Origin of the sequence: Sporosarcina sp. E16_3 (assembly GCF_017347125.1) — a bacterium.
Classification (GTDB): Bacteria; Bacillota; Bacilli; order Bacillales_A; family Planococcaceae; genus Sporosarcina.
Window position 1 is genome coordinate 32,434 of sequence record NZ_JADPRX010000034.1, and the last position, 13,324, is coordinate 45,757.

Sequence of the window (13,324 nt, forward strand, 5' to 3'; positions counted from 1 at the left end):
GCTTGGTAGCAACGTGTATTGGTTGCAACTACCCCGTAACAACATTAAAATGATAACTAGTGTTTAAATTAATGATTGGGGGAAATCGAATGTTCCGAAAATGGAAATTCATATTCCTGATGACGATATCTGTATTGGCGCTTGTAGCATGTGGAAAATCGCTAGACGAAAAAGCAACCTCAGGAGTCGATGCGGCTAGAGAAGCATTCCATTCGAACGAAAAAAATCAAACAGAAGAAATTGACGGCATTAAACTATATCTACCTGCCGGCTTTAAGATGAATGATAAGTCAGATGCACAAAATATCGTCTTTACAAAAAATGAAGAAACATTCATCCTTTTTGTCAATCCCAATGAAACAAGTGACAGTAAACTATTTTATGATTTGCTTCTTACTGATAAAAGTAAAGAAATTGTCGAGCAAGCAACATTTACGGATGAAGGCACATTCGGTTTTGCGGCGGTAGTCAAAAGTGGCAATGATGATGTTGAGCTAATTACGAGTGTTGGTGGATCAAAAATGACGACAATGACGAAAAAAGGAAACATCGAAGAAAACCTCGCAAGAATGATGGAAATCGTGCGTTCTATTAATCAAAAGTAGAAGCGCTTTTCTGGAAAAGGTTAAAAGTTATAATTTTTTCGACACGAAATAGTGTCTAGGCTTCAGGCGCCACCCCCTTGAGTCGCTTCAGACTTGTTGATAAAAGCGCTGAACGCCTTTATCTTCAAGTCTTTCAGCGCTTTTCAGGGCTAAATGGCGCCTTACGTAATTTATATGAGTGGAGGAAATAAATAGATGAATTCTGCACAGCTTGTTGAACTATTAAAAGAGCATCTTCCATCTGAACATTTCAATTGGCGGTTTGACCGAAAAACGGATAAGGTTCGTCTAGAGCATTCGGTTCTAAAAAAAGGGATGGATATTTCGCTTCCTGAAATTCTTGTGAAATACGAGCAGAAAAAAGAGGCAGCCATAAAAGAAATAGTTTATACAATTGGTGAGACGTTTAAAGCAATGGAAAAAGAACAATTGATAGGTTTCTCTGATAGTACGATTATATATCCTGTAATCAGGTCTTCATCATTTCCGAAAGAATCTGCAGTAGGACATCGTTTTCTTATGAAAGAACATACGGCTGAAACATGTATCTATTATGCACTTGACCTTGGAACGACCTATCGGTTAATTGATGAAAGTATGTTGGAGTCCCTTCACATGACTGAAGCGGAGATAACAGAGTCTGCATTATTCCGAGTAAGAGCATTACCGACTGCGATGAAGAAGGATGAAGTCTCGGGTAATATCTATTACTTTATCAATAATAATGACGGCTATGATGCCAGCAGAATATTGAACAGTGCATTTCTAAAAGAGATGGAAGCGAAAATTGAAGGTCATATGACTGTTTCTGTCCCACACCAAGATGTACTAATTATAGGTGATATCCGGAACGATACAGGGTACGATGTACTGGCGCAAATGGCTATGCACTTCTTTACTACTGGCACGGTACCGGTTACATCTTTGTCATTCATCTATGAAGATGGAAAACTTGAACCAATCTTCATCATGGCTAAAAATCGTTTGGCAAGAAGGGAAGGAAAGAAAAAATGAATATATTTTATAACTTAAATGGTGTTGGAGATGTGTTGCTTGTGCAGCTTGCACTTACACGTCCGGAAGCTATTGCAACGAAGTCACTAGGGGATGTTACGTTAATCCATGACGAGGCTACTGGAGAATTAGCTGCATTTAATCTATTTAACGCATCATCTTACGTGGAAAATGAAGCGGTCGGGGAAGTTGAGTTGACTGAGGCTGTGGCAAGTCAATTGCAAGACGCACTTCTGAAGAATGGCGTAGAAATTAAACTGGACGTAGATTTCACACCTAAGTTTGTTGTAGGGCATATTTTGACAAAAGAAAAGCATCCGAATGCTGATAAGTTAAGTGTTTGTACAGTAGATGTTGGCAGTGAAGAAGTCCAAATTGTCTGTGGTGCACCGAACGTGGATGCGGGGCAGAAGGTTGTTGTTGCGAAAGTCGGAGCTGTTATGCCATCTGGAATGATCATACGTGATGCAGAATTGCGTGGAGTTCCATCGGCTGGAATGATTTGCTCGGCTAAAGAACTTGGTTTGCCTGACGCACCCGAAGAAAAAGGGATTTTAGTACTAGACAACAACGCTGTTACTGGCGAAACTTTCAATAAATAAGAGCACAAAGAACGTACCGGCATGGTACGTTCTTTTGATTTTATAAATTGATTTGATTTTGTCGTGTCAGTACTGTTAAAATAGAGTGATTGACATGAAAAGAGTGATAGTCTTGAGTTGGTTTAAAACAATAGTAGGCCGGTTATTTGGACCGGATGAAGACAACAATAAAGTGGAGCTAGAATACGAAGAAACAGAAAATGAAATTGACGAATCATTAAATAAAAATGTAACAAAGAACAGTACATCATTTCGCTTTCCAATTATCTCAGATGCAGAAATTTATGGTTGGGACGATGAACCTGTTACTGAAGTTGATACTCCAAAAAAAACAACCAAAAATGAAGAAGTGTTCGATAATTATGAAACGAAACCACTTTCCGAAAATGTTAAATGGCCAAGTGACAACAGAACAGTCAATATCTTCAGGGCTGAATCATTACAAAAATATGGCGTAGAAGGGAAGGGGAAAAAAAGTTCTTTCTCCTCCACAAAAAAGGCACTTCAGGAGGAACTTCCGCCGAAAGTGAATGTGTCGGTACAAAAACGTTCCAGTAAACCATTTACACCGACCGAAGTACCTTCACCTGTTCATGGCTTTATTAATCCAAGAAGAGAAGCAATGACAACTTCGAAAGTAGAAGAAGTAATGTTACAACCACGGAAAGATAAGGAAGTTGTAACAGAACAACAGCTGACACAACCGGATGAAGTTCCTTATGAAAACGAAAAAACGATTAGCATATCAATTTTGAATGAGGACTTTGTAGTTGAAAATGACAGCAGTGAAGTCATTTCTAGTGAGATAGAACCTCCAAAAGTTGAAGTCTACGAAATCGAATCAACAGTAATTGAGGACGAAGAGTCGGTGGTCGTGCCGGAAGCTTTAGAGCCTTCTGAGGATGAAATCTCTACAATCGAATCATTAGAGGTTGAAGAGGACTTTAAGGGAATTATTTTGGATGATGTGGAACATACTGAGGATGTGTTACCTGAGGCAGAAGCAGATGATGAGCCTTCTCCTGCGATACCTGAATTGGTAGAAGAACAAATTCAAGAAACAAGAAAAGAACGGACTGTTCCATTCAATGTATTGATGTTAAAGTCCGATAAAGAGAAACTTAAAGCAGTAGTGTCTTCGAGCCCGCTAGTACCAATTGATAACACAAAAGTTAGTATTTCTGAGCCGATAAGTCCGAAACCTTTGGTCGACGCTCGAGAAGAAGTTTTCGTAGAGTCGAAAGAAATAGTTGGTGAAACCTTAGAAGAAGAGGAAGAACCCTATTACGCTTTCCCATCACTGGATTATCTAATTCCACCTGAATCGCAAATCGAAGATACAGAGTGGCTGGAATCTCAATCTGAAAAGCTTGAGGAAGCATTGTCGCACTTCGCGGTTAAAGCTACCGTTATTGAAGCGATGCAAGGTCCGACAGTCACTCGTTTTGAACTGACTGTCGGAGTAGGAACTAAAGTGAGTAAAGTACGTAATTTAACAGATGACTTGAAATTGGCACTGGCCGCCGAAGATATTCGTATCCAAGCACCCATTCCTGGTAGAAGTTCAATTGGAATTGAAATTCCAAATCGTAAGACGAGACCTGTTCGGATATCCGAAGTTATTGCAACGGAGCAGTTCAGGGCTTCTACGTCCCCGCTTGAAGCTGTGCTTGGATTAAGCCTGACTGGAACACCAGTAACCTTAGATCTTCGCAAGATGCCACACGGTATGATTGCTGGGGCTACGGGTTCGGGTAAATCCGTCTGCATTAACTCAATTTTGGTCAGCTTGCTTTACAAAGCTGCACCAACCGATTTGAAAATGATGCTGATTGACCCTAAAATGGTTGAACTTGCACCATTCAACGGCATACCACATCTAATCAGTCCTGTGATTACAGACGTCAAAGCTGCAACTGCTGCATTAAAGTGGGCAGTGGCGGAAATGGAAAGACGTTACGAGTTGCTTGCACATGCAGGTGTGAGAGATATCGAGCGTTACAATAAAGCGGTTGTAGAAAGTCGTCGATTCTCTTTGAAGATGCCTTATCTTCTAATTGTCATTGATGAACTTGCCGATTTAATGATGATGGCGCCGGCAGATGTCGAAGTATCAATTAGTCGAATTGCACAAAAAGCACGTGCTTGCGGTATTCACTTGATCATCGCGACACAGCGTCCTTCTGTCGATGTTATTACAGGTACAATCAAAGCGAATATCCCAACACGAATCGCATTTTCGGTTTCATCACAAATCGATTCTAGAACAATAATCGATTCCCCTGGAGCAGAAAGGTTACTAGGCAAAGGTGACATGCTTTACATTGGAAATGGACAATCTTCTGGTGTCCGACTGCAAGGTACATTTGTCACGGATGAGGAAATAGAGCGTATAATAGAACACGTTCGGAATGAGGCAACACCTGATTATTTATTTGGCCAAGAAGACCTTCTTGCAAGCAGTATCGAAGAAGAAGGAGCTGATCCACTTTTTGAAGAGGCATGTCTCTTTATCCATGAAACAGGCAGTGCATCAACGTCTCTGTTACAACGTAATTTCAGTATCGGATACAATCGGGCCGCCAAACTAATGGACCGGATGGAAAAGAGTGGATTCATCTCAGGGCCGCGAGGGAGTAAGGCGCGAGATGTCTTTTTGACGGAAAGTGATCTCGATCGACTTACAGATCGTATGGAGTACTAACTAGCCTAGCAATGCGAAATGTAAATTTAAATGCTTAAATAACAAATGTAGCGAGAAAAAATTAATGATATTTATTAAGGGGAACAGAAATGATCCCGGGAGGTTGCATTATGACGTTGTTCCATTTTACTGGCATTAAGGGCGCTGGAATGAGTTCCCTCGCCCAAATACTTCACGATTCTGAGAATGAAGTACAAGGTTCAGACGTGGAGAAATGGTTCTTCACAGAAGATCCGCTCCACGAAAGAAAAATAACTGTCTTGAAATTTGATGAAAACAATATTAAATCAGGCATGACAATTATTGCAGGAAATGCTTTTCCTGACAGTCATCCTGAACTTATAAGGGCTAAGGAACTTGGCCTCGAAATTATTCGATATCATGACTTTTTAGGAAAGTATATGGAGAAATTCATATCTGTCGGAGTTACAGGCTCACACGGTAAAACGTCGACTACTGGCTTGCTTGCTCATGTGTTATCTGGACATTCACCAACTTCATATTTAATTGGAGATGGCACGGGAAGTGGTCCGGCAGATAGCGAGTACTTCGTATTCGAAGCTTGCGAATATAAACGACACTTCCTGGCATACGAACCCGACTATGCGATTATGACGAATATCGATTTTGATCATCCTGATTATTTTAAGGATCTAGCAGATGTAATGGACGCATTTGGTGAAATGGCACTCCGAGTGAAGAAAGCCCTAATTGCCTGCGGTGATGATAGACACTTGCAAAAGATTCAGGCTAACGTTCCAGTACTCTATTATGGATTTGAAGAATCGAATGATTTTGCTGCGAAAAACATCATTAAAACTGTGGAAGGTTCGACCTTCGATGTTTTTGTAAGGAACGAATTTTATCATAAATTTACAATACCGCTGGCTGGGGATCATGCAATCTTGAATTCCTTAGGTGTGATTGTACTTTGTCATTATGAAGGAGTAATAGCATCCACTATCCAAGAGAGACTGTCCACTTTTCATGGTGTTAAAAGAAGGTTCACAGTAATGGAAATAGCGGATCGAATTATTGTGGATGATTATGCCCATCACCCTACTGAAATTCAGGCAACATTACAATCAGCGCAACAGAAATATCCTGAACGTGAAATTGTTGCGATATTCCAACCGCATACATTTACGCGGACCGCTGCTCTTTTAGATGAATTTGCAGAAAGTCTTTCAACTGCCGACCATATCTATTTATGCGATATATTCGGGTCTGCACGCGAAAAGGTAGGTAATTTAACCATTAATGACCTGGTTGATAAAATTCCTGGTGCAAAACATCTTGATCTTGATGATAATAAATCACTTGAATCTCATGGAAACGCAGTCTACCTTTTCATGGGTGCAGGGGATGTTCAGAAATACATGAGCTCATTCAAGTCTTATCTTGATAGAGAAGAAACAGTTTAACGGCACACTGTTTTTTCACTGTTGCAATTAAAAAAACAGCTTGACCCTGGATTGGGAAAATTGAAACTTGATCCAGAGTTAGCTGTTTTTTGATTTGGGAATTAAAAAATCACGAAAAAATGAAATGTTTTCTAACTTTGTGAAGGGAATTGAGGTTTAGTGTCGAAGAGGTAATAAGAGGAATAACGTTTATTTTACTCTTGAAAAGGGTAGACAATATTATATGAGTATTTGAAGGAGGCTGTACCGTGGTAAATTTACTGTACATAGCGGCAATTGTCGCTGCAATCGCATTTTTGATTTTATGCATTAGTTTGGCGAAGACCCTATCTTCATTGAAGAAAACATTACAAAGTGTATCTGGAACAATGGAGGGGCTGACGACTCAACTTGAAGGGGTAACAACGGAAACAACAGAACTTCTTCATAAAACAAATCAACTTGCCGAAGACATTCAGCAGAAAGCCGAAAAATTGAACACTGTTGTCGATGCAGTGAAAGGCGTCGGGGAGTCTGTCACAGTACTCAATTCCTCTGTTCGAAGGGTTTCCAGCAATATCGCAACAGAAGCAGAACGAAATAGTGACAAGATAGCGCAAATCATTCAATGGAGCAATGTGGTTATCGACATTATGGGCAAAGTAAAGGAACGGAAGACGGGTGGGACAAGCACGAAAGGGTGGACTGCTTACAAGCCAGTACCAGGCCAAAAGAGATTGCCTAGCCCGAATAAAGGCTTATAAATAGGATCCAAATTTCAATATATATATATAGTTTGAAAAAATAGGAGGAATCGGATATGAGTGAAGAAAAAAAAGTGAAATCAACTAATAATGACCCACAATACAATCAAGGTGGCCAAGGTTATGAAAATGCGTATGGTCAACCATCATACCTACCGGCAAATTATGATTATAACAAAGACTATACAGATTCTTTCTATGATGAAAATGAAGGTTCAGGAGCGGGAAGTTTCTTAATGGGTGCACTTGTCGGAGGAGTTATTGGAGCAGCTGCAGCACTATTCTTGGCACCAAAAACGGGTAGTGAAATGCGAGGGAATCTTACGACTCAGGCAACTCAACTGAAGGATAAGAGTATTGAAATCAGTTCTGTTGCGAAGGAAAAAGCAACAGAGTTAACTTCGGTCGCAAAAGAGAAAACGGGTGAATTATCGAAAACAATCCAAGAACAATCTGGACAACTTGTTGATAAAGTGAAATCTATGAAATCGAAAACATCTATGCCGATGGATGATGGAACAGCATCTTCAGAAGGTGAAGAGTCTATTGATTTCGTTGATACAGCAAAATCCAAAATTGAAAATGCTATTGAAGCTGGAGAAGAAAGTATGACAGCTACTGCAGAAGCATTAAAATCGGCAGTTGTGGGAAAAACTAATAATGCTGAGGAAGCTACAACTGGCAATAGTGATGTCTCTTACGGTAACGGTGAGAACCTTGGTAAGGATAAAATAACGAATCAAAACTACGTGTCAGACATTCTTGAGAAGTGAAAAAATGATATGTTAAAAGTCCATCTACTCAAATTCGAGTAGATGGACTTTTTTTAAGTAAAACTAATTTTAAGTCTATCGCCGCCGAAAATAGCATCGTTGAATCCGATTGCTGTCCCGTTTCGAAGTAATCTATAATTACCTGATTGGTTTTCGGGCAAACTATAATCTGTAAATGCGAAGATGTCGCCAAAAGTAATAGGGCTTTCACTTAGTGGTACAAAATTGAGGCAGTCACCAGGCTTAATAACGGCAGATACTTCCGTATCATGACCGTTCAGTGTAAAAGTAAGCCGTGGTTTTCGAATTGTGACGGCTTCATTGTTAAATAGTACAGTTAGTATATCGAACGCCTTTTTACCCATCTCAGCTATAACTTCATCTATGGTAGGGCTGGGCGGTTTTTTAGTTGTAATCCGGTCTCCATCTTTGATTACATGCGTTGGCTGCACCGCAGTCCCCATAATGAAGAACTCGATGTTCTTTTTTTTCAAGGTGACCTTTTTTTGATTGATGGATACTGTGTAAGTATTGTCAATTAAATGGACATTCCGATGTGTTTTTTCAAACGCTGCTGCGACTGTTCTGGTATGTGTAACTGTAATTTTATCACGGTCTTGGATGGATGTATGGATGCTTTTGAGAATTCCATTAATGTGAATAAGGGGTTCCAATTGCACGGCAACTCCATCCATGGCGGCACTGATGGCCATCATATCCTCGACAAGGTCATGTACAGTTGCGATTGCGTTAGTTCCATCACTGCCGGGAAGTAAGTCGATAGTATCCCCGTTTTTAATGTAGTCTTTTGTGCTCGCTTTTACCCCATTCAATAGGATTGTTGAGGGTGTACCATGTTCGCCGGGTATAATGATATCCTTGTCATTTACTGTTATAGTCATTCCAAGTCCAGGCATGCCGTATAGTTGGCGGGCTTTAATATTTGCGGCAAGAAGTGCATCGCTAACAGTCATTTCTTTTAATTCGAATAGGCGCAGGACCTTGTCATTTACGGATACGGACATATAGTGAATCGGTGCTCTTCTTGCTGCGATAGCGATACCGATTGGTGTGACGAGTTCTGGTGATGAAGTAATTCCAGGTTCTAATGTAACTCCCGTGAGAGCATCCAATCCCCGAATACCTACCCTGTTTTCAGGCAGTCCTAAGCATACACTAATTTCTTTTGTCAGCCCGGGAGTTAAACTTCCACCACCAACAACCATGACCGCTTTAGGGGGAACTCCATTGTTCAAGCGCTTGATTTCATCTGAAATCGACTTTGCCAGTCGGTCTACAGCAGGTTTAATAATAGCGGTTACATCCCTTGAAGCTACATTTTCTTCAAAGCCTAGAATGTCCGTCATGACAATAGTATCTTCTGTTGTAATACTTCTTTTGGCAGTTTCAGCAAGTGGGAAATCAAGGAGATAATGGTTGCTGAGTGCTTCCGTAATTTCATCACCTGCAAGTGGTACCATGCCGTAAGCCACAACGGTGTTGTTATCGGTAATAGCTATATCCGATGTCCCTGCACCTATATCGACAAGCGCGACGTTTAGGCGTCGCATGGATGGTGGGATTAGAACATTGATAGCTGCAATCGGTTCCAGTGTCAGGGCTTCCATTTCGAGTCCTGCACGTTTGAGCGCCGAAAGAAGTGATTCGACAACGACTCGAGGAAGGAATGTCGCGATGACGTCAACAGAAGCAGATCGTCCCGCCTGATCTATTAAACTGCCTATTTCATCACCTTCAAGTTTGTAGTAAAGAACGGAATAACCAACACAATAATAATAATCGTCTTTTGTAACTGTATCGGATGACAGCAGTTTTTGCTGGGCATGTTGGACTGCTGCAAGTTCTAAATGATTGACGTCTTCAACAGAAATGAGGGACCTTTCTGAAATGTCGATAGCCATTGAACCTTCTGATGTTTTTAGAGCACGTCCCGCGGCAGCAACGCTGACTCGTTTCAAGGGACCATGCTTTTCCTCGAGTATTTCTTTGATTTCTGAAATAACGCTTGCAACACTTAAAATATTATGTATTTGTCCGTCAATCATTGAACGTTCTTTATGTTCAATCGAAACAAGATCAGCAACGTGAAAAATACCGTTGTCTTCAATCAGGATGATTCCAACGACCGAACGCGTCCCGATGTCGAGTGCAAATAGTGTAGTAGCCAGAATTATTCATCCTTTCTGTCGATAAATGTCCAATATAAAAAAGAATTAGTAGAAATAACGTGACTTTTCAAATAGTCTTCTTTATACTTAGGTCTATTATCAAAAATGTAACATATATTCTTCTCTACTGAAAGAGAATTATATATACGGGGAGGAGACGGACAGATGAGACAAAATGATTTAGATGGATTGCGCGGCCGTGTAAACGAGCTGAATGTTAAAGTTTTGGATCTTATTAACGAAAGAACAACTGTAGTCCAAGAAATTGGTAAAGTAAAAGAGAAGCAGGGTGTTAATCGGTATGATCCGATTCGCGAACGTGAAATGCTTAATTTCCTAAAAGAATCTAACAATGGTCCGTTACCTAACGGCGTTCTTGAACAAATTTTTAAAGGAATATTCATGTCTGCACTTGAAATACAAGAAGACGATCAACGCAATGCTTTGCTTGTATCCCGTAAGAGAAAAGCCGAAGATACAATTGTGGACATTAATGGCCATAAAATTGGGGACGGAACTCCGTCATTCATTTATGGTCCATGTGCAGTCGAATCGTATGAGCAGGTTTTAGCTGTTGCATTGTCCATCAAAGCAAAAGGGTTAACGATGATAAGAGGCGGAGCTTACAAACCACGTACATCGCCGTATGATTTCCAAGGTCTTGGCCTTGAAGGGTTGAAAATTCTTAAACGTGTTGCTGATGAAACGGGTCTTTCAGTTGTTACGGAGATCATTACGCCATCACATCTTGAAGAAGCGCTTGAGTATATCGACGTTGTTCAAATCGGTGCACGTAACATGCAAAACTTTGAATTGCTGAAAGAAGCTGGAATGATCAATAAACCAGTTCTTCTAAAACGTGGACTTGCAGCGACAATCGATGAATTCATTCATGCAGCTGAATATATACTTTCTAAAGGTAATAGCCAGATCATCCTTTGTGAACGTGGTATCCGTACATATGAACGGGCAACTCGCAACACATTAGATATCTCTGCCGTTCCAATCTTGAAGCAGGAGACGCATCTTCCGGTCTTCGTTGACGTAACTCACTCTACAGGCAGAAAAGATTTGTTACTGCCTACAGCGAAAGCTGCGATAGCAGTTGGTGCAGATGGCGTAATGGCTGAAGTGCACCCTGATCCAGCTGTTGCATTATCCGATTCTGCACAACAGATGGATCTGCAACAATTTGATGAATTTTATGAAGCCATTAACCAATTCATGAACACACATACAACAATCTCATGAGTAGACGCCGGGCCTATAATGGTTCCGGCGTTTTGATTACATAGGGTATAATGAATATATATAGAAGGAGGGATTTTAATGGCTATAACGATTTACGACGTAGCCAGGGAGGCCAATGTTTCAATGGCAACGGTCTCCCGTGTCGTTAACGGCAATCAAAATGTAAAACCTGCAACGAGAAAGAAAGTTCTCGACTGCATTGAACGACTTGGCTATAGACCAAATGCTGTTGCAAGGGGTCTCGCTAGTAAGAAGACGACAACAATCGGAGTCATCGTTCCTGATATCTCGAAAAGTTTCTACTCTGAGCTTTCCCGTGGAATAGCGGACGTTGCAACGATGTACGAATACAATATGATTCTGTCGAATTCCGATGAGAGCACGGATCGAGAAGTAGAATTGATAGAAGACCATCTTGGTAAACAGGTGGACGGGCTTATTTTTATGAGTGATTCAATCTCTGATGAAGTGCGTGCCGAAATGTCGACAGCGAATGTACCAATCGTTTTGGCTGGAACATTGGATGTGGAAAAACAGTTAGCAACGGTGAATATTGATTATGAAGAAGCTGCTTATGTAGCGGTCAATAAATTAATTCAAAATGGTCATACGAAAATCGTTTTTGTTTCGGGGCCATTTACAAGAGATATCAACCGTATCGGTAAAAAAGCGGGTTATATGAGAGCCCTCCAGGATGCGGATATACCAGTTGATGAGCAGTTCGTCATTGAAATGGAAGATACGTACGATGGTGCATATGAAGGTTGGAAACAAATTCGTGGATTGCAGGGGCAACCAACTGCCGTTATTGCAGGAAGCGATGCGATTGCTGTCGGTCTGTTAAATGCAATTCGGGATGGCGGATTATCTGTACCTGAAGATTACGAACTCATCTGTTTTGAACATTCCATATTGGCAAGGGTAGTAAGACCGCAACTTACTTCGATTGTCGTTCCGCTTTATGATTTAGGCGCAGTGTCAATGCGTTTGTTGACGAAGTTGATGAACGGGGAAGAGGTTGAAGAACAACAAGTCATTCTACCTTTCCGACTTGAAGACCGTAATTCTATGAAATAAGAAAAGCGGAAGGCGCCGTTTAGACGCGGCAGGCATAAGTCAATCCAGCGACGTGGTGCCCTTTGCCACATAGCTGGATTGCTTATGACCCGAGCGGCTGGCGCCTGTAGCTAGACAATAAGAAAAGCGGAAGGCGCCGTTTAGACGCGGCAGGCATAAGTCAATCCAGCGACGTGGCGCCCTTTGCCACATAGATGGATTGCTTATGACCCGAGCGCCTGGAGCTAGACACTATTATAAGTTAAAAAATGAATACTTTCTTTTCATTTGAAAAAAGAGCAATCCTATCAATCGGTTATCCGGTTGAAGGGGATTGCTCTTTTTTAGGAATAATATTGCTATTTGTCACGTCTGTTGAATAATCAAAAGTAACCAGCAAATAACTTGATAACACACTGGGGGTTACGTGTCTAGTTGCATTTGGATTGCTTTGGATTGAATAACCTCTATTACGATTACCGGGATGTATGGATGCGACAAAGTCGCATCCATACGCATTCTATTCGGTAATCGTATGGTAGTCCTTCATCCGTCGTTCTCCAAATGCATAAGTACACGTAGTCCATTTGGAGCTTTTTTGGACGAAAGAATAGCTGGCTTCTTAACTAGAGAAAAGCCGTCAAAGATGCAATTTTGGCGGCTGAAACTTTCTCTATGGTTTTCTCTTTTTTTATTAAAGAAGTGTCACTATCTAGTACGCATCACATGATTACATGCATACTCTTTGCTAGGAGTAAGCAAGGAACGCATTATACAATGTGCAAGGGTGCCCGAAATTGTATCTTCGGGCGCTTACTCTCACTAAAGAATGTCATCTATTCTTTTCTTTCAAAGCAACTGCATTATTCACTTGAATAGTATAGGTACGCGACAGGCAACTATTCGCAACAGGATTACTGAAAAAAGTGTGGCTAGAAGTGACGGAGTCACTTCTAGCCACAC

10 protein-coding genes are annotated in these 13,324 nt (G+C 40.9%); 9 read left to right on the forward strand and 1 reads right to left on the reverse strand.

Annotation, left to right across the window (positions count from 1 at the left end; translation table 11 throughout):
• Nucleotides 1-89 precede the first annotated feature (89 nt).
• The 7 genes from I2483_RS16300 to I2483_RS16330 all read left to right on the forward strand — a co-directional run bounded on the left by I2483_RS16300 (nucleotide 90) and on the right by I2483_RS16330 (nucleotide 7,865).
• The gene (locus I2483_RS16300) at nucleotides 90-605 is read left to right on the forward strand and encodes a hypothetical protein (protein ID WP_207278154.1); all 516 of its coding nucleotides are present in this window, start codon (nucleotides 90-92) and stop codon (nucleotides 603-605) included.
• A 195-nt stretch (nucleotides 606-800) separates the two neighbouring features.
• Nucleotides 801-1,619, forward strand: coding sequence for a DUF1444 domain-containing protein (locus tag I2483_RS16305; protein ID WP_207278155.1), 819 nt, complete (start codon nucleotides 801-803; stop codon nucleotides 1,617-1,619).
• Nucleotides 1,616-2,221, forward strand: a complete 606-nt coding sequence (gene ytpR, locus I2483_RS16310) for a YtpR family tRNA-binding protein (protein WP_207278156.1) — start codon at nucleotides 1,616-1,618, stop codon at nucleotides 2,219-2,221. The genes I2483_RS16305 and ytpR overlap by 4 nt, the downstream gene beginning before the upstream one ends.
• A gap of 94 nt (nucleotides 2,222-2,315) precedes the next feature.
• The gene (locus tag I2483_RS16315; RefSeq protein ID WP_207278157.1) at nucleotides 2,316-4,925 is read left to right on the forward strand and encodes a DNA translocase FtsK; all 2,610 of its coding nucleotides are present in this window, start codon (nucleotides 2,316-2,318) and stop codon (nucleotides 4,923-4,925) included.
• Between the two features lie 110 nt (nucleotides 4,926-5,035).
• Entirely contained in the window at nucleotides 5,036-6,349 is a 1,314-nt protein-coding gene (gene murC / locus I2483_RS16320; protein WP_207278158.1) for a UDP-N-acetylmuramate--L-alanine ligase, read from the forward strand.
• 248 nt (nucleotides 6,350-6,597) lie between these two features.
• A complete protein-coding gene (locus I2483_RS16325; protein WP_207278159.1) occupies nucleotides 6,598-7,092 on the forward strand; it encodes a DUF948 domain-containing protein in 495 nt (164 codons plus the stop codon).
• Between the two features lie 56 nt (nucleotides 7,093-7,148).
• The gene (locus I2483_RS16330) at nucleotides 7,149-7,865 is read left to right on the forward strand and encodes a YtxH domain-containing protein (protein ID WP_207278160.1); all 717 of its coding nucleotides are present in this window, start codon (nucleotides 7,149-7,151) and stop codon (nucleotides 7,863-7,865) included.
• A 53-nt stretch (nucleotides 7,866-7,918) separates the two neighbouring features.
• On the opposite strand, the gene I2483_RS16335 is transcribed toward I2483_RS16330, so the two are convergent.
• On the reverse strand, nucleotides 7,919-9,931 hold the full coding sequence (locus I2483_RS16335; protein ID WP_255550487.1) for a cell division protein FtsA: 2,013 nt from the start codon (nucleotides 9,929-9,931) through the stop codon (nucleotides 7,919-7,921).
• Between the two features lie 288 nt (nucleotides 9,932-10,219).
• On the opposite strand from I2483_RS16335, the gene I2483_RS16340 reads away from it, so the two are divergent.
• A complete protein-coding gene (locus I2483_RS16340) occupies nucleotides 10,220-11,305 on the forward strand; it encodes a bifunctional 3-deoxy-7-phosphoheptulonate synthase/chorismate mutase (RefSeq protein ID WP_207149480.1) in 1,086 nt (361 codons plus the stop codon).
• Between the two features lie 78 nt (nucleotides 11,306-11,383).
• On the forward strand, nucleotides 11,384-12,382 hold the full coding sequence (gene ccpA / locus I2483_RS16345; protein ID WP_186669993.1) for a catabolite control protein A: 999 nt from the start codon (nucleotides 11,384-11,386) through the stop codon (nucleotides 12,380-12,382).
• Nucleotides 12,383-13,324 lie beyond the last annotated feature (942 nt).

What these genes read in the sequence shown, in the direction of transcription:
- I2483_RS16300 (WP_207278154.1), top strand. Translation starts at nt 90, where the DNA reads ATGTTCCGAAAATGGAAATTCATATTCCTGATGACGATATCTGTATTG.
- I2483_RS16305 (WP_207278155.1), top strand. Translation starts at nt 801, where the DNA reads ATGAATTCTGCACAGCTTGTTGAACTATTAAAAGAGCATCTTCCATCT.
- ytpR (WP_207278156.1), top strand. Translation starts at nt 1,616, where the DNA reads ATGAATATATTTTATAACTTAAATGGTGTTGGAGATGTGTTGCTTGTG.
- I2483_RS16315 (WP_207278157.1), top strand. Translation starts at nt 2,316, where the DNA reads ATGAAAAGAGTGATAGTCTTGAGTTGGTTTAAAACAATAGTAGGCCGG.
- murC (WP_207278158.1), top strand. Translation starts at nt 5,036, where the DNA reads ATGACGTTGTTCCATTTTACTGGCATTAAGGGCGCTGGAATGAGTTCC.
- I2483_RS16330 (WP_207278160.1), top strand. Translation starts at nt 7,149, where the DNA reads ATGAGTGAAGAAAAAAAAGTGAAATCAACTAATAATGACCCACAATAC.
- I2483_RS16335 (WP_255550487.1), bottom strand. Translation starts at nt 9,931, where the DNA reads ATGATTGACGGACAAATACATAATATTTTAAGTGTTGCAAGCGTTATT.
- I2483_RS16340 (WP_207149480.1), top strand. Translation starts at nt 10,220, where the DNA reads ATGAGACAAAATGATTTAGATGGATTGCGCGGCCGTGTAAACGAGCTG.
- ccpA (WP_186669993.1), top strand. Translation starts at nt 11,384, where the DNA reads ATGGCTATAACGATTTACGACGTAGCCAGGGAGGCCAATGTTTCAATG.